Origin of the sequence: Pseudomonas asgharzadehiana (genome assembly GCF_019139815.1) — a bacterium.
GTDB lineage: Bacteria > Pseudomonadota > Gammaproteobacteria > Pseudomonadales > Pseudomonadaceae > Aquipseudomonas > Aquipseudomonas asgharzadehiana.
Window position 1 is genome coordinate 4,291,283 of sequence record NZ_CP077079.1, and the last position, 14,782, is coordinate 4,306,064.

Below are 14,782 nucleotides of genomic sequence, written 5' to 3' on the forward strand. Positions count from 1 at the left end.
GTCATTCTCCAATCGTGAATGTATTGCTTAATATTATTCAGTTTCCAGAAAACATCCAGCCCCGTACGCTCACCACCATCCCAACGTACCTACAGGACGGTGCCATGAACGCGATTTCCTCCCAGACCCACGCCCTGTCGATCAACCCCGCCAACGGCGAAACGGTCGGCAGCTACCCGTACGAGACCGCCTCGCAATTGGACACAGCGCTCAACCGCGCCACGGGTGCCTTCCGCACCTGGCGCCGTACACCGGTGAGCCAACGCGCCGAACTGCTGCTGGGCCTGGCGACCGCGCTGCGCGGTCAAGCCGAAACCATGGCACAGATGATCACCCTGGAAATGGGCAAGCCCATTGCCCAGGCCCGTGCCGAAATCGAAAAATGCGCGCAACTGAGTGAATGGTACGCCGCCCAAGGCCCGGCCATGCTTGAGCCGGAGCCGACCCTGGTGGACAACGGCACTGCCCACATCGAATACCGCCCGCTGGGCCCGATCCTCGCCGTGATGCCGTGGAACTTCCCGGTATGGCAAGTACTGCGCGGCGCCGTGCCGACCCTGCTCGCCGGCAATACCTACGTGCTCAAACACGCGCCGAACGTGATGGGCAGCGCCTACCTGATCCAGCAAGCCTTCCAGAAAGCCGGTTTTATCGAAGGCCTGTTTGAAGTGATCAACGTGACCACCGAGGGTGTGTCCAGCGCCATCGCCGACCCGCGCATCGCTGCCGTCACCCTCACCGGCAGCGTGCGTGCCGGCATCGCCATCGGCTCCCAGGCGGGCGCGGCGCTGAAAAAATGCGTGCTGGAACTGGGCGGCTCCGACCCGTTCATCGTGCTCAACGATGCCGACCTCGACGCCGCCGTACAGGCCGCGCTGATTGGCCGCTTCCAAAACAGCGGCCAAGTTTGCGCCGCCGCCAAGCGCCTGATCATTGAGGCCGGTGTGGTCGAAGCCTTCACCGCCAAATTCGTCGAGGCCAGCCGCGCCATGGTGATGGGCGACCCGACCTCAGCCGACACCTACGTCGGCCCGATGGCCCGCTTCGACCTGCGGGACGAGTTGCACGGCCAGGTCCAGGCCACTCTGCAAGAAGGCGCCACATTGTTATTGGGCGGCAATAAAGTCGCAGGGGCCGGTAACTATTACGAACCGACCGTACTGGCAGACGTCACCGACCAGATGACCTCGTTCAAACAGGAGCTGTTCGGGCCGGTGGCCTCGATCATCACCGCCCGCGACGCTGACCACGCGGTGGCGCTGGCCAACGACAGCGAGTTCGGCCTCACCGCCAGCATCTTCACCACTGACGCGGCCAAGGCGCGGGATATTGCCAATCAGTTGGAAACCGGCGGGATCTTCGTCAACGCCTTCAGCGTCTCCGACCCACGCGTGGCGTTTGGTGGCGTGAAAAAGAGCGGGTTCGGCCGCGAGCTGTCGCACTTTGGTGTGCGCGAGTTCTGCAATGCACAGACGGTGTGGCGGGATCGCAAATAAAACAGGCAACACCCGTCAACTGTGGGAGCGGGCTTGCTCCCACCTTTGACCTGCGGTGCTTTTCGACCAATCGACCGTCACTTCCCCCACTGCTTTTGCAGCATGCCCTTACTTGCTTCCAGCCGTTGCTCGCCCAGTAAGCCAGTCGCATGCCCGAAGGGAAAGCAGCTGCGTCAAAGCGCCCACAGGCGGATCAAGGCAAACCCCAGGTCTACGTTGACGCAGTCACGCCCATCTACCCACTCATCCCCGCGAAGGCGTCGTCCGGTGTTGGTCTCGCGCTCACCTTTGGCAATCACCAGCACAAACAACCGGACCGGGCATTCGAATGAGCGCAACCGCTCAACATCAGCCCTCACTGACCAATTGCCCTCCAGGCACTTGGCTTGGGATATGTCGCCCAGACACTTGATTTCAGCAACCATGCTCGTTGAGCCACTGTCGTCCAGGGCATACAGGTCGGCTTTGCGCCGCTCGCCAATCGGCAAATCGGTCCAGAGGCTGATCTCATTCTTGAACCAGGCATACAAGCTGATTTCGGCCTGAATCCAGTGCTCGCGGCAACTGTTCAGTTGCAACACCTGTTCGAGTTTATCGCCCATTTCACGAAAGGCCCGCTCGAACAAAACAATCCATTGATCAGCATTCATGACTCACTCCCTGTGTATGACGTATCGAGGCTAGTGCTTGACTGGTGCATCCCAGCAATCCGGGTGGCGTGCGCAGACATCGTATTGGCGATCCATCAAGGCCATGCGGTTAATGTGGGCGTCCGTGGCCGCCCGGAACGACTGATTGCTGGTTGTGATATAGGCCGCGGTGCGGTCAGTCAGGCGTGCGTTTAACTGGCTGCGGGTGTGGGCATCCAGTGCCTGGGGCGCGGTGGCCATGGTTTGCAGTGTCACGTCGTTCAAACGACTCAACTCATCGCGGTAGGTGTTTACGTATTCGGCACGGGCCGCGTCATGCTGGTGGTTCAAGTCGTACTGCATGGCTTCCAGGTTCTGCTTGTAGAGCGCCCAATAGCCCTCGGGCAGCACGCCACCGTCTTGTTTACGCAATTTGGCAATGCGCGCGTCGTTATCCGGAGCCGGTTGGAGTACGGGCTTGCGCGCAGAAGTGACGACGGGGTCTTGATCAATGATCTGGTCGATCCAGCCCAGCCTTGAAGGGTTCGAGGGCAAAACCTGTCCTAACGGTTCAAGCGGCACTGGCGCAGCAGGTGGGGGTGACGACACTGACTGGGCGCAACCACCCAGCAGTAACAAGGTGCAAAGCCGGGTCAGGACAAGGACGTTGCGAAAAGACATAAGTTCTCCATGAACAAAGGCGAATCGAAAGGGCGCGGCAAATAATATCATTGAGCCATCACTGCGTATCACCCCATCGCCCAAGCATTCGCAGGGCGGTACAGCGCATCAATCCAGCATCCGGCTAAGCAGCCGGTGCCCATCTGCCGTCACCTCGACCATCGCCGACAACATCACGCCGTCGGCACCGTCCGTGGAGAGCAGGCTCCAAAAGTCCGGTGGCTGATACCTCACACCAACGGTGCCCGCCTTGGCGATCACATACACGTTGAGCACTTGCCCGGGTTGCATCAACGGGCTGTCACCCTCGACCTTGTAACCGAGCACTTGCGGCTTTTGTATGCGCGCCTGCCCCATGGCATAGCCCGCAAACTCACGCACCGCGACGGCATGGCCCGCGTCCAGTTCCTGTTGTATCGCCGCCCCCACATTGGCCAGCCGCTCGCCGCCCTGAACGTGGGCGACTCCGTTGGCCAGCGCACGGCGCGCAGTCATCAGCAATTGGCGTTGCGCCGGGGTGGCATTGGGTGTGGCAAACGTCCAGACCTGAGCAACATGGGCCTGCGCCGATGCCGCGATCAACTCCACTTTTACCAGCGCCGCGTCCGGGAACGGCACATCGGTGGGCGGCGCGGCGCTCACCTGGTTATTCACCGACACCGCCACCGCTGCCGGGTAGCCGCGATAACCGAACATCATCGGCAGCCAGCCGTGCTGTGCGTACTGGTCGAGTAAAAATTCCTGGACCGCAGTGCCGGTGCCGCCCTTGCGGATCAGCGGCGCGACCTTGCGCAACAGGTCACTGGCGATGGGCGCCAGTTTGGCTTCCTCGGCAAGAATGGTTGCGTCATCCAACTGGGCGATGGCGCGGGCCCTGTCGCCGATCGCGTCGGTGTAGCGGGCGAGCGCAGGGTCAGCGGCGTGTGCGCTCATGCAAAACAACAGTGGCACTATTCCCAGACGTATCAACATGGCCTTCCTTGGGTTGGTTATGGACGGACCCGAATTGTACCTCCACCCAGCGCCCAAGATGGACTACCATACCGCGCCGGTTCCCAAACGGGACTAATAGGGAATTCGAAACGCCGCACGCGGCGCCAATCGAAACTGCCCCCGCAACTGTAGATGCCGAGCCTGCTCCTTCATGCCACTGGACACCGTCCGGGAAGGCCGGAGCGAGGCGACGACGCATCAGTCAGGAGACCTGCCGGCCCAGCAACATCACTCACCGGCGGGGTGTCCGGGAAGGACATCCTCGCCTGCCCGAGCGGCAGCGTTCGAGGGCGTATTTCCGAGCCGTAACGCCCCTGCTGCACGTACGGTTCACACGGAGATTGCCCCATGCTGCCACGCGTTACCGCCCTGATCGCCGGGCTGGGCTTGTGTGCCCTGGCCCAAGCGGCGCCCACTCATTACCCGCTGGCGGTCGAAAACTGCGGCAGCACCGTGACCTTCCAGCACGCCCCCGAGCGCAGCGTGACCATCGGCCAGGCCGCCACCGAAATGCTCTACGCCCTGGGCGTGGGTGACAAAGTGGTCGGCACCTCGCTGTGGTTCAACAGCGTGTTGGCGCCGTTCAAGGCGCAGAACGACGGCATCGACCGCCTGGCCAACAACGAGCCGAGCTTTGAAGCGGTGATCGCCAAGCGCCCGCAACTGGTGGCGGCCGAGCTGGAATGGGTGGTCGGCGCGCAAGGGGTGGTGGGCACGCGCGAGCAGTTCCATGAATTGCAAATCCCCACCTACCTGCTGCCCTCCGACTGTGAAGGCAAAGACAACCTGGTCGGCGCCGACGGCACGCGGCTGGAGCCGTTCCGCATCGAGACGATCTACAAAAGCATCCACCAACTGGCGCAGATCTTCGACGTGCAGGATCGCGGCCAACAACTGAACGACGAACTCAAAGCGCGCCTGGCCAAATCCGTCGCCACCGCGCAAGGCAAGGGCTTGAAACACGCCAGCGCACTGGTCTGGTTCTCCAGCGCCGAGATGGCCAGCGACCCTTATGTGGCCGGGCACAAGGGCGTTCCCGAATTCATGTTGGAAACCCTCGGTTTGCACAACGTGGTGCAGTCCGATGAAGAGTGGCCCGCCGTCGGCTGGGAGACCCTCGCCAAAGCCAACCCGACCTTCCTGGTGATCGCCCGCATGGACCGCCGCCGCTACCCCGCCGACGACCATGAAAAGAAACTCGCCTTCCTGCGCAGCGACCCGGTCACGCGCAACATGGACGCGGTAAAAAACAACCGCATCATCATCCTCGATGCCCTGGCGCTGCAGGCAAGCCTGCGCACCTTTGATGGCCTTGAACAACTGGCCGCGGCCATCGACGGCTACAACCTGCCCAAATGATCCGTACCCTACTCGCCCTCGCGCTGCTGCTGGCCGCCGTCCTCGCCGGCGTGGCCATCGGCGAAACCGCCATCGAACCGCAGGTGGTGTTGCAGGTGCTCGCCAATAAACTGTGGAACGCCGGCTACCTGCTGGACCCCATCGACGAAGGCGTGGTGTGGAACTACCGCCTCACGCGCACCCTGGTCGCCGCCGCCTGCGGCGCCGGGCTGGCCACCTGCGGGGTGATTCTGCAATCGTTGTTGCGTAACCCGTTGGCCGACCCGTACTTGTTGGGCATCAGCGCCGGCGCCTCGACCGGCGCGGTGCTGGTGGCGTTGATGGGCGTGGGCGGCGGCTTGGTTTCGCTGTCGGCCGGCGCGTTTGTCGGGGCCATGGCGGCATTCGCCCTGGTGATTTTATTGGCGCGGGCCAGTGGCTCCATGAGCGGCACCGGGCAGATCATCCTCGCGGGCATCGCCGGCTCGCAGCTGTTCAATGCGCTCACCGCATTCCTGATCACCAAGTCCGCCAGCTCGGAACAGGCGCGCGGCATCCTGTTCTGGCTGCTCGGCAACCTCAGCGGCGTGCGCTGGCCGTCGGTGTGGCTGGCGGTGCCGGTCGCCGTGGCGGGCTTGGCCGTGTGCCTGTGGCACCGGCGTGCGCTGGATGCGTTTACCTTCGGCAGCGACTCGGCGGCGTCCCTCGGCATTGCGGTGCGCCGCGTACAGTTTGTGCTGGTGGGCTGCGCCGCGCTGGTCACGGCGGTGATGGTGTCGATTGTCGGCTCCATTGGCTTTGTCGGCCTGGTGATCCCCCACGCCGTGCGCTTGTTGCTCGGCACCGGGCACTCGCGACTGCTGCCGGCCAGTGCGTTGGGCGGCGCCTTGTTCCTGATCGCGGCCGATGTGCTATCGCGCACCTTGATCAAGGGCCAGGTGATCCCGGTGGGCGTGGTCACGGCGCTGGTCGGCGCGCCGGTGTTTGCGCTGATCCTGATCGGCCGGAGGAATGCCCGATGACAGTGCTCAGTTGCACGGGCCTGGGCTTCAAGGTGCGCGAGGCCGAGTTGCTGCGCGAGATTCACCTGGAGGTAAACCTGGGTGAAACCTTGGGCATCGTCGGCCCGAACGGTTCCGGCAAATCCACCCTGCTCAAACTGCTGGCGGGCTTGCGTACGCCCGCCAGCGGCGAGGTGCGACTGGGCGGCCAACGCCTGGGCGACCTCTCGCGCCGCACCATCGCGCAACAGTTGGCGGTGGTGGAGCAGCAGGCCGACACCGACGACGCGATCCGCGTGTTCGACGCCGTGGCGCTGGGCCGCACACCCTGGCTGTCGGCGCTGAGCCCATGGTCACACGACCACGACACAATCGTGCGCCAGGCCCTGCACGACGTGGACGCCACCCATCTGAGCCAACGCGCCTGGCGCAGCCTCTCCGGCGGCGAGCGCCAACGCGTGCACATCGCCCGTGCCCTGGCGCAACGGCCACAGATTCTGTTGCTGGATGAGCCGACCAACCATCTGGATATCCAGCATCAACTGGCGATTTTGAAAGGTGTCCAGGCGCTGCCGGTGACGACATTGATTGCGCTGCACGATCTCAACCAGGCACTGACCTGTGATCGGTTGGCCGTGCTGGATCGCGGGCGATTGGTGGCGCTGGGCAAGCCGATGGATGTACTCACACCGCAACGCCTGCAGGACACGTTCGGCGTGCAGGGGCACTACCTGACGGACCCGTTTGATGGGGCGCAAATACTGCGGTTGCGCTCTAACTGAGCGACCATGCCGTCGGGCAGCAAAGATCAGCGCTGGGAAACCCACAACAAACAGCCCACCATGCGCCCGCCGACCGTCACGTCTGGCCAAACTTCACTAATGGCGGCCTGAAAAATGGGTGGATATGTGTGCTGAGAATCTGGGGATACCTGCCAAAGTGCTATAAGGACTTTCCGCCTGCCTAGCCTTTTAAATCATGCCGATCAGCCGTTGTGGCGAACGGCTTTATTGTTCGCCATTGATACGTTTCGTGATCCACCTTCGGCCATACCCCAACACCCCATCCGCCATCGCCACCGGAAAATGAATGAACCCGTGCGCCGACTCCGGCAGCAGATGGGCCTCGGCCTGCGGCCATCGTTCAGCAATGAGCAACGTGTCGTCCCTGAGCGGGTCCAACTCGCCCACGAACATCAACGCTGGCGGCATACCTTCAAAGTCGCCATACAACGGCGACAACGGCGGTTGCCTGCGCTGTTCATCACTTAATTCCGGCGTGAGCAAGCGCAACGCCTCGACCATCCCCGGCCCGTCCAGCAATAACGTGCTCGGCCCGGCCTGGCGCACGCTCGGTGTGCCAGTCAAATCGTAAACGCCGTAATACAACACCGCACCGCTTACCCGTTTGAGCAACTCTGGCCATTGTTTGAACACCAGCAACGTCGCCGCCGCCAGATGCCCGCCGGCCGATTCGCCGACGAAGACCACCGGCAAATGCGCAAACTCTTCCTCGGCGAGCAACCAATGCGCCGCCGTCAGGCAGTCCTCCAACAGCCCTTCAACCGGCGTATCCACCGCCAGCCGATAATCCACCGACACCACCGCCACGTCGCACGCGTTGACCATGCCGAGGTTGAGGTCATCGTCCATCTGCGCATTGCCGATCACCCAACCGCCGCCGTGAATATCCAGTACCACCCCCTTGGGCGGGCCGCTCGGGCGCAGGATGCGCACGGGCACGCCCGCCACCACTTTGCATTCGACCACGGGCGCCTGCTTGAACGTTTGGCTTGCACGCAACAGCGCCTGGATCAGACGCGGTGTGACGCGGTTGCGGATTTTAAAGCGCGGCATCCACGCGAGCTTTTGATTGAAGCGGCGCATTTGGGCCAGTTCAGCCTCGCTCGCAGGCCAGAGTTTGTGAGCCATCAGCGGTTATTGCGCAAGATCGAGAAATTCAGCGCCGCCGCCACGCAGAGCCACGCCAGGTACGGGAACAGGATCAAGCCGGTGATCAGGTCCAGGCGCACCGCCAATACCACCATCGCCGCCACGGTGAGCCATAGCAGCACGATAACCACCATGCCGGCGAGCAGGCGATGGGCACCGAAGAACACCGGCGTCCACAAGGTGTTCAAGGCGATTTGTGCGGCCCACAGCGCCAACACCATTTCGCTGCCCGGTATCAGGCTCAGACGATAACCGGCCCAGGCCAGCAGCAGGTAGATGATGGTCCACGCGACCGGGAACAGCCAATTGGGCGGGGTGAAGCTGGGCTTGACCAGGGATTCGTACCAGGCGCAGGGCTTGAAGATAATGCCGGTGCTGGCGGCGGCGGCGCAGGCGAGCAGGAAGATGAAGAAGGTCATGGTCGGTCCTTGAGCTGGAGGGGTAGAAAGCAACGCTATGCTTGAGTGACTCGAACTACCGCGAATAAATTCAATAACGGCGGCAAAAATGGCACTCTTCCACCTTTTTTGAGCACCACCAGAGACCCCAACCGTGACCAACACCCGCGCCGATTGCTCCAACAGCCCCTGGTCGGTGTTCCTGATCTTCCTGCGCCTGGGCCTCACCTCGTTCGGCGGCCCCATCGCCCACCTCGGCTATTTTCGCGCCGAGTTCGTGACGCGGCGGCGCTGGCTCAGTGAGCGCAGCTATGCCGACCTGGTCGCGCTGTGCCAATTCCTGCCCGGCCCCGCCAGCAGTCAGGTCGGCATCGCTCTGGGCCTGTCGCGGGCGGGTTATGGCGGTGCCGTGGCCGCCTGGGCCGGGTTCACCTTGCCATCCGCCGTGCTGCTGGTGCTGTTCGCCCTGGGCATTGCGCACCACAGCAGCGCCCTGCCGCCCGGCGTGCTGCACGGCCTTAAAGTGGTCGCTGTGGCCGTGGTCGCCCAAGCCGTGTGGGGCATGGCGCGCAATCTGTGCCAGGGCGCGGCCCGCCTCATACTGATGCTGATCGCCGGTGGCGTGGCCTTGCTCGTGCCTTCCGCCTGGGGCCAAGTGGGCGTGATTGTCGTCACCGGCGTGATCGGCCTGCTGCTTTTAAAACCCACGCCGAACGCCGAACACGAAGCGCTGCCCATGCCCATCCGCCGTCGCACCGGCGCCCTGTGGCTACTGCTGTTTGCGCTGTTGCTGATGGCCTTGCCGCTGCTGGCGCAAAACCTGCCCAACCAAGGCCTGGCGCTGGTAGACGCCTTCTACCGCGCCGGTGCATTGGTGTTCGGCGGCGGCCACGTGGTGCTGCCGCTGCTGCAAGCCGAAGTGGTGCCGCCGCAGTGGATCAGCAACGACCTGTTCCTCGCCGGCTACGGCGCCGCCCAAGCCGTGCCCGGCCCTCTGTTCACGTTCGCGGCTTTCCTCGGCGCCGCCATGCAACCTGACCCGAACGGCTGGCTGGGCGGCCTGATCTGCCTGCTCGCCATCTTCGCCCCATCGTTCCTGCTGGTGTTCGGCGCCCTGCCTTTTTGGGAAACCCTGCGCCGCAGCCCACGCACCCAAGCCGCCCTGACCGGCGTGAATGCCGGCGTGGTGGGCCTGCTGTTGGCCGCGCTGTATCGCCCGGTGTGGACCAGCGCGATTTTCAGCGTCTACGACCTCGGTTTGGCCGTGCTCGCGCTGGTGGCGTTGATGGCCTGGAAGTTGCCGCCGTGGCTGGTGGTGGCGGCAAGCGCTGGGCTGGGATGGCTGCTCAGCCTCACTGCCGGATAAAAAAGCCGCTGGCACCACGGGATTAACCGGTGGGAGCTGTCGAGCCCCAGCGAGGCTGCGATGGGATCGCCTCAGTCTCCTTGCCTGGCCAAGGCACCTGCATCGCCCTCTCACTAAAGCCCTATTGCCCGGCCGACGGCTCCACAATCGTGAGCCAAGGCCACCGCGCCTGATAACTCCTGGCCTTTTCAGCAAACAGCGCCTGCTCCGGATGCAACGGGTTGATCCGCAACACCCCTTGCTCCACATCCGCCAGCCCATACGGGGCGTACACCTCACCGCTGGCGATATCCAACGCGATGCACGTCCCCGCCACCAGGTAACGATCCACCCCCTGCCGGGCCGATTGCAATTGTGGGTAAGGCCGACCGAAGCGCTGCCCATACCAAAGGTGCACCCGCGCCTGGTTCTTGACCTCCACATTCACGCCCAGGTCCTTGAACAAGCCGTCAGCCCGGCGAATCACCGCGTCCTCCGCCTCGTAGGACAGGTCCGTATCGAAGTAAAAGACGTCGTAGTCTTTCACCCCCTGATCGGCCGGTAGCTTCATCTGGTGATTCCACACCGCCTGGAACAGACAACCCGCCGTGAGCATGCACTGGTCCACACCGAGGTCGGGTAGACGCGCGGTGATTTCGGCGTTGATGGGGTTGGCCATGGCCAGTTCGAGGAAGGTGTCGACGGTCAATGTCATGGTGTGCCCTTGGTAAGCAGTCCTTGTCCAGGAGCCGACTGTACAAGATCTCACAAGCGAAAATCGAGCGACTCCAACTTGCTGCATTGCCTACGCGTGCGTCAGAATCCGCCGACTTGTGCACCTGGGTAGCCGTCTCTAAGGTGGCTCGGTCGCCGACATCTCGGGGATCGGGTTTAGTAGCCTGACGGTTTATCCAGACAAAAGTGCACAAGCGTTATCAACCAGACATTCCAGTCTGTACTTGATGGTGGCTGTGCGCAGGGCGCCTTCGGGCGCGCCGGCTTTCGTTTGGATTCCCCGGTCTACTAACCTGCGCACAGCTGCCACCCTTTTGTTTAGTAGCTAAAGGATGGCGGCCCTAGACAGGAATTCAAACATGTATAAGGCCGCACCAGATTCAGCCGCACTTTTCAGCGTCGCACCCAACGCCAGCAACGAAACCCTCATCACCAACAGCTACGAAACCTTCACCAGCGTCAGCACCCTGCTGCTCGACCTGTGCGAAGACCTCAACGGCAAACACCGCGACATCGCCCTGGCCATCCACCAACTGAGCGAACTGGGCGTACTCCTCACCGCCAGACTCCTCGACCGCGAAGCGCCCTGCCCCGGCTGATCATCAGCCCTTCAACTCACTCGCCCGATTGCTCGCCGCGTCGTCATAGGCCACATACAACGACTCGGCGATCTGGCTTTTGATGGCCTTGGTGGGTTCAAGCCCCAACACAAAACCCTCGGCCTTGCCGCCTGCGCGGTTGAGCTCGTCATGGGTGGCAGCGCCGGTGATGGCGTCAAGCAGCTTAGTGGCGTGAGGGCCAACGCCTTTGGGGAGGGAAATTTGGTCGATGGACATTGCGATACCTTTAACAGTTGAGTCGGTAGCGCTTGGAACCACTGCCGGGGAAGGCATAGTAGACGGGTTTGCGATGAGAGGGGCTGCTTTCGGCCAAAAGTAGCCGCTCATGAGACCCGCAAACTATAGAGATGCTAACCTCGCCTGGGCCAAGCTGACTCAAACGGGCTGAGAAGTCCCGGGGACTGAAAATGGAAGAAACGCTCTCTTCGATATTTATGCGCACTAAAGGAAAGCCCATAACTTTCAATGGGACAACCGTCGTTGCGATTATGGAGATCGAGATCACGAAGCCCAGAACCGTCTTTTCAATTCGCCGATTGGGTGCTACGAACGGTCGAGTGCAAGGGTTAGCATTAAAGACGGTAAGTGGGCAGATCGTCGTGGACGGCTCCCGCGATGGCTATCCCGAGATAATTTTGTGGTCTGATTCCAGTCCTGATGCTGTAGAGATAGAAGTGTTTTCCAAAGTCGGAAGTACTTTAAAAATCTGGAACGTATGGAAAAGCACTTTTGGCATTAATGCATGGGTTGGCAATGCAGGAATTCACGTCTGCGAGTCCGATAGCAAGATGACATTGGAATGTAGCGACGGTGTTGGTGATGTGGACTTCTCCGATTATGTGGTTGTTTTAGACGAACGATAATAACGATAGTTATGTCCGCTCTGGGCCGAAAGCGGCCCGTCCTGACGGCGAATAACTGTCTGAACGCTTTCGGCTACTATGCCTTCTAGCCGCTGGGCGCCCTCCAAGCTTCGGGATATTGCATGAAAACTGTCGACGCAAACCGCTTGAAGATCTGGCAGGCACTTTCAGAGTTTTTTCTCGATACTGAAATCACCGACTCGACTTTTGACTACGTCGCTCGCGTGGTCCTGGAAACAGGCTATTCGCCCCAAGACATTCACAGCATCCTTTGGGGTGAAGTTTTCCCTGTGCTTGAAGGCAACCTCAAGTCCATTACAGGTGAATGGGCGGGATGGACAGATGAATGGCTGTTAGAGCATTTGTCGGTATGTGAGGTCTCTACGAACAAGCTGGGTGACAGCGGCATTATCAGAGAAATCAGAAGATGCTGGGGGCAAGTGGCAGCGCGGCTTCCGCCGGCATATGCCTGACTCAACTTCGTCAATGCTCCCAGTGGTTACGGGCTCCTATAGGCCAGACGAGCCCATTCGATCTACGAAATCCCCCCTTTCAGTTAACGTCGATGCCGGGATAGAGATCCGCAGGTGGGTGGTAGTTGGGGTCTTCAAAGCGGCTATTGTTGTAATGCATTTTGGCAGTGGGCCCCTCGCCTATGTACGTAACCTCAGGATTGGGCGTCAGATGCCATCCGGTCCCGTCGTTATCGCGTTCGATCAGCGACGGATACAACGTACAGGTCCCCCCCGAACCGGATGTCAGCCTGAATTGATAATAGCGCCCGGCCTGTGGCGTGAATTGAGTTGTGACGTAGCACGAGCGGGTGCGCGAGCCCTTCCAGAACATACTCACTTGCGTCTCGATGCCCGGCCTTATGGGTGTTTCATAGTAGTCGGAAGTCAAATTCTGCCCGGCCTTGGGCATGCCCACGTCTTGCGTGTGGGTAAATGGAAGAGGCCCCGTCCGGACGGAGCCTCCCGAACGCACGCCGTTCTCGTATTGATAAATATCGGCATGCTGAGTGAAGTTCACGACCCTGACCCAAGCGGGGTTCGGCTCGTTTTCAGGCGCTTTGAAGTAATGGAAATGAGGAAAATACTGACAGCCGGCAAATAGCGGCAGCGTCAGAAAACAAAGGGTACGGCGAATAGACATTGGAACCAGTCCTTTACGGGATCGTTGTACAGACCACAGAACGGGAGATGAATTTCACAGCTGGCGCACTCCAAGCAACGTTCAGCGGGCATCTGTTTGTTTCACCGGGGACGATGACAGGGTGTCGGCGAGCGCGGAAACCACCCCCTGGGGATTGGCACCGAGGGTGACCGCATGGACGGAGGCTGTCATCTGGATCGGATGCGCTTAGAAAGCAGGCCCTGCATACGGTATTCTGCGCGACATCAACCTCGACCCCAGCCTACCGGCCCCTGAAGCGGTATTGAGCCCGGCGCCCATGGATCTCGACATGCTAATCGGCCACCGCTTCGAACATCTCGCCAACGGCGATCTGCATATCCATTCACGCAACCTCGTGCAAAGCGCATTTATGCTGCTGACCGGCGCAATCACCTTCATCCTGCCGGTGGCCTGCGTCGGGTTCTGGCTTACCGAATGGCAAGCGCAGCTGGCTGATCTGAATCCGTTGTCGACCCTCCTGTTAATACTCTCGCTGCTGCTGATGCCTGCCTTGGGCCTGTCCCTGATGGTGTACATGGGCTCGCGCGAGTCGTTGTTGTTGTCACGCGTCGGCGGCGAAGGCAAGCGCCGCACGCAGAACTTTTTCGGGCGCCGAGAGCGTGTGAAGTCGGTATTCAACATCGATAACCCGCGCGCCCTGGAACTGCGTCGTCGCGAGCAGGCCGAGCCCATCCACACCCAGTTGTGGCTGGTAATGCGTGATGGCGGCGAGCACCGGTTGACCACCGACAACATTCCGGTGGTGCCGGGCAGCAAACGCACCGACCTGTGGCTGCGCACACTGGCCGACTACCTCGACGTGGCCATGCCTGGCGAGGTCGTCCTTGAATCGGCGGTCGCTAAACCGGCACCCTATCGGCCGGCGCCAACGCCGGCGAAGATCGCCAGGCAGCGCAAAACCAAAGGCCCCGTGCCGGCGGCTGAGTCGACCGAACAACTCGGCATCCCCGCGCGCGCCCTGCTCGCGCTGATAGGCACTTTCCTCGCAGTGCTGGAGCTGAATCAGATCGTCGCATTAGTGCCGGCGGTGATCAGCGGGCGACTGCGAATCAGCGGTTTTAGATCGGGATACACGACGTTCTACTGGGCCGAGCAGCCGGTCGCGTTTTCATTCAATGTATTTTTGGGTGTGGCCGAGGTTCTGGTGATCGGGTTTATCGCCTGGCAATGCCTGCGCACGGCGATTCTGGGGCGGATGAAAGCCAATCCTTGAACGTAGGATGTTGGCGCATCCGCAAGCTCAAAACCCCTTCCCCATAAACCAGATCCCTACACCTGGCCGCACCGCGTACGTACCGCAGGCGTCCGGCTTCGTTACGCCCAGGGGTATGAGATCGCCAAGATCCAGAACACCACCGCTAACCCCCAGCAGATGGGCCCCGCCGTGGAAAAATCCTGGATGCTGCCCGTCGACATCCCCCCAGCGACCCATCGCTGCCTAGTCCAAAAAAACCCGGCCATCGAAAAACTCGCACGCAACCGGAAGTTCTCTGCGACGCGCCCAAGACCTACAACGTAACCGTGGCCAAGGTGA

At 61.4% G+C, this 14,782-nt stretch carries 17 protein-coding genes and 1 riboswitch; of the genes, 9 read left to right on the plus strand and 8 right to left on the minus strand.

Annotated elements, in window-relative coordinates; translation table 11 throughout:
- Positions 1 to 104 precede the first annotated feature (104 nt).
- The gene (locus KSS96_RS19405) at positions 105 to 1,496 is read left to right on the plus strand and encodes an aldehyde dehydrogenase family protein (RefSeq protein WP_017527819.1); all 1,392 of its coding nucleotides are present in this window, start codon (positions 105 to 107) and stop codon (positions 1,494 to 1,496) included.
- Between the two features lie 173 nt (positions 1,497 to 1,669).
- On the opposite strand, the gene KSS96_RS19410 is transcribed toward KSS96_RS19405, so the two are convergent.
- From KSS96_RS19410 to KSS96_RS19420, 3 genes are all read right to left on the minus strand, one after another.
- Positions 1,670 to 2,146 carry a hypothetical protein gene (locus KSS96_RS19410; RefSeq protein ID WP_017527818.1) on the minus strand — a complete coding sequence of 159 codons (477 nt, stop codon included), beginning with the start codon at positions 2,144 to 2,146 and terminating at the stop codon, positions 1,670 to 1,672.
- Between the two features lie 30 nt (positions 2,147 to 2,176).
- On the minus strand, positions 2,177 to 2,680 hold the full coding sequence (locus tag KSS96_RS19415; protein WP_017527817.1) for a hypothetical protein: 504 nt from the start codon (positions 2,678 to 2,680) through the stop codon (positions 2,177 to 2,179).
- A gap of 234 nt (positions 2,681 to 2,914) precedes the next feature.
- The gene (locus KSS96_RS19420; protein WP_223271395.1) at positions 2,915 to 3,778 is read right to left on the minus strand and encodes a M24 family metallopeptidase; all 864 of its coding nucleotides are present in this window, start codon (positions 3,776 to 3,778) and stop codon (positions 2,915 to 2,917) included.
- Positions 3,779 to 3,838: 60 nt separating this feature from the next.
- Positions 3,839 to 4,032, plus strand: a riboswitch (cobalamin riboswitch).
- A gap of 115 nt (positions 4,033 to 4,147) precedes the next feature.
- Here KSS96_RS19420 and KSS96_RS19425 point away from each other — a divergent pair.
- Genes KSS96_RS19425 through KSS96_RS19435 form a run of 3 tightly spaced genes read left to right on the plus strand, consistent with a single transcriptional unit; the run spans position 4,148 to position 6,920 of the window.
- Complete coding sequence (locus KSS96_RS19425) at positions 4,148 to 5,158, plus strand: ABC transporter substrate-binding protein (protein WP_017527815.1); 1,011 nt, start codon at positions 4,148 to 4,150, stop codon at positions 5,156 to 5,158.
- Positions 5,155 to 6,159: a FecCD family ABC transporter permease gene (locus KSS96_RS19430; protein ID WP_065877662.1), complete on the plus strand. Its 1,005-nt coding sequence runs from the start codon at positions 5,155 to 5,157 to the stop codon at positions 6,157 to 6,159. Before KSS96_RS19425 ends, KSS96_RS19430 begins: the two co-directional genes overlap by 4 nt.
- Positions 6,156 to 6,920 carry an ABC transporter ATP-binding protein gene (locus KSS96_RS19435; protein ID WP_116077710.1) on the plus strand — a complete coding sequence of 255 codons (765 nt, stop codon included), beginning with the start codon at positions 6,156 to 6,158 and terminating at the stop codon, positions 6,918 to 6,920. Before KSS96_RS19430 ends, KSS96_RS19435 begins: the two co-directional genes overlap by 4 nt.
- A 225-nt stretch (positions 6,921 to 7,145) precedes the next feature.
- Here KSS96_RS19435 and KSS96_RS19440 read toward each other — a convergent pair whose 3' ends face one another.
- Positions 7,146 to 8,069: an alpha/beta hydrolase gene (locus KSS96_RS19440; protein WP_065877666.1), complete on the minus strand. Its 924-nt coding sequence runs from the start codon at positions 8,067 to 8,069 to the stop codon at positions 7,146 to 7,148.
- Positions 8,069 to 8,509 carry a tryptophan-rich sensory protein TspO gene (gene tspO, locus KSS96_RS19445; protein ID WP_135196133.1) on the minus strand — a complete coding sequence of 147 codons (441 nt, stop codon included), beginning with the start codon at positions 8,507 to 8,509 and terminating at the stop codon, positions 8,069 to 8,071. Before tspO ends, KSS96_RS19440 begins: the two co-directional genes overlap by 1 nt.
- A 133-nt stretch (positions 8,510 to 8,642) precedes the next feature.
- Here tspO and chrA point away from each other — a divergent pair, with 133 nt between their 5' ends.
- Complete coding sequence (chrA, locus tag KSS96_RS19450; RefSeq protein ID WP_135196134.1) at positions 8,643 to 9,854, plus strand: chromate efflux transporter; 1,212 nt, start codon at positions 8,643 to 8,645, stop codon at positions 9,852 to 9,854.
- 121 nt (positions 9,855 to 9,975) lie between these two features.
- Here the strand turns inward: chrA and KSS96_RS19455 are convergent, their stop codons facing one another.
- Positions 9,976 to 10,548 (minus strand): nucleotidyltransferase family protein, encoded by a 573-nt coding sequence (locus KSS96_RS19455; protein ID WP_135196135.1) that lies wholly within the window; start codon positions 10,546 to 10,548, stop codon positions 9,976 to 9,978.
- 379 nt (positions 10,549 to 10,927) lie between these two features.
- Between KSS96_RS19455 and KSS96_RS19460 the strand changes: the two genes are divergently transcribed.
- On the plus strand, positions 10,928 to 11,167 hold the full coding sequence (locus tag KSS96_RS19460; protein WP_017527807.1) for a DUF6124 family protein: 240 nt from the start codon (positions 10,928 to 10,930) through the stop codon (positions 11,165 to 11,167).
- A 3-nt stretch (positions 11,168 to 11,170) separates the two neighbouring features.
- On the opposite strand, the gene KSS96_RS19465 is transcribed toward KSS96_RS19460, so the two are convergent.
- Positions 11,171 to 11,404 carry a hypothetical protein gene (locus KSS96_RS19465; protein WP_217855219.1) on the minus strand — a complete coding sequence of 78 codons (234 nt, stop codon included), beginning with the start codon at positions 11,402 to 11,404 and terminating at the stop codon, positions 11,171 to 11,173.
- Positions 11,405 to 11,595: 191 nt separating this feature from the next.
- Here KSS96_RS19465 and KSS96_RS19470 point away from each other — a divergent pair, with 191 nt between their 5' ends.
- The gene (locus tag KSS96_RS19470; protein ID WP_068935563.1) at positions 11,596 to 12,051 is read left to right on the plus strand and encodes a hypothetical protein; all 456 of its coding nucleotides are present in this window, start codon (positions 11,596 to 11,598) and stop codon (positions 12,049 to 12,051) included.
- A gap of 122 nt (positions 12,052 to 12,173) precedes the next feature.
- Positions 12,174 to 12,524: a DUF7079 family protein gene (locus tag KSS96_RS19475; RefSeq protein WP_017527804.1), complete on the plus strand. Its 351-nt coding sequence runs from the start codon at positions 12,174 to 12,176 to the stop codon at positions 12,522 to 12,524.
- A 79-nt stretch (positions 12,525 to 12,603) separates the two neighbouring features.
- Here the strand turns inward: KSS96_RS19475 and KSS96_RS19480 are convergent, their stop codons facing one another.
- Positions 12,604 to 13,206: a hypothetical protein gene (locus KSS96_RS19480; RefSeq protein ID WP_116077705.1), complete on the minus strand. Its 603-nt coding sequence runs from the start codon at positions 13,204 to 13,206 to the stop codon at positions 12,604 to 12,606.
- A 310-nt stretch (positions 13,207 to 13,516) separates the two neighbouring features.
- On the opposite strand from KSS96_RS19480, the gene KSS96_RS19485 reads away from it, so the two are divergent.
- The gene (locus KSS96_RS19485; RefSeq protein ID WP_217855221.1) at positions 13,517 to 14,461 is read left to right on the plus strand and encodes a hypothetical protein; all 945 of its coding nucleotides are present in this window, start codon (positions 13,517 to 13,519) and stop codon (positions 14,459 to 14,461) included.
- Positions 14,462 to 14,782 lie beyond the last annotated feature (321 nt).

What these genes read in the sequence shown, in the direction of transcription:
- KSS96_RS19455 (WP_135196135.1), bottom strand. Translation starts at nt 10,548, where the DNA reads ATGACATTGACCGTCGACACCTTCCTCGAACTGGCCATGGCCAACCCC.
- KSS96_RS19410 (WP_017527818.1), bottom strand. Translation starts at nt 2,146, where the DNA reads ATGAATGCTGATCAATGGATTGTTTTGTTCGAGCGGGCCTTTCGTGAA.
- KSS96_RS19430 (WP_065877662.1), top strand. Translation starts at nt 5,155, where the DNA reads ATGATCCGTACCCTACTCGCCCTCGCGCTGCTGCTGGCCGCCGTCCTC.
- KSS96_RS19465 (WP_217855219.1), bottom strand. Translation starts at nt 11,404, where the DNA reads ATGTCCATCGACCAAATTTCCCTCCCCAAAGGCGTTGGCCCTCACGCC.
- KSS96_RS19480 (WP_116077705.1), bottom strand. Translation starts at nt 13,206, where the DNA reads ATGTCTATTCGCCGTACCCTTTGTTTTCTGACGCTGCCGCTATTTGCC.
- KSS96_RS19420 (WP_223271395.1), bottom strand. Translation starts at nt 3,778, where the DNA reads ATGTTGATACGTCTGGGAATAGTGCCACTGTTGTTTTGCATGAGCGCA.
- tspO (WP_135196133.1), bottom strand. Translation starts at nt 8,509, where the DNA reads ATGACCTTCTTCATCTTCCTGCTCGCCTGCGCCGCCGCCGCCAGCACC.
- KSS96_RS19425 (WP_017527815.1), top strand. Translation starts at nt 4,148, where the DNA reads ATGCTGCCACGCGTTACCGCCCTGATCGCCGGGCTGGGCTTGTGTGCC.
- KSS96_RS19485 (WP_217855221.1), top strand. Translation starts at nt 13,517, where the DNA reads ATGCTAATCGGCCACCGCTTCGAACATCTCGCCAACGGCGATCTGCAT.
- KSS96_RS19460 (WP_017527807.1), top strand. Translation starts at nt 10,928, where the DNA reads ATGTATAAGGCCGCACCAGATTCAGCCGCACTTTTCAGCGTCGCACCC.
- KSS96_RS19475 (WP_017527804.1), top strand. Translation starts at nt 12,174, where the DNA reads ATGAAAACTGTCGACGCAAACCGCTTGAAGATCTGGCAGGCACTTTCA.
- KSS96_RS19470 (WP_068935563.1), top strand. Translation starts at nt 11,596, where the DNA reads ATGGAAGAAACGCTCTCTTCGATATTTATGCGCACTAAAGGAAAGCCC.
- KSS96_RS19435 (WP_116077710.1), top strand. Translation starts at nt 6,156, where the DNA reads ATGACAGTGCTCAGTTGCACGGGCCTGGGCTTCAAGGTGCGCGAGGCC.
- KSS96_RS19440 (WP_065877666.1), bottom strand. Translation starts at nt 8,069, where the DNA reads ATGGCTCACAAACTCTGGCCTGCGAGCGAGGCTGAACTGGCCCAAATG.
- KSS96_RS19405 (WP_017527819.1), top strand. Translation starts at nt 105, where the DNA reads ATGAACGCGATTTCCTCCCAGACCCACGCCCTGTCGATCAACCCCGCC.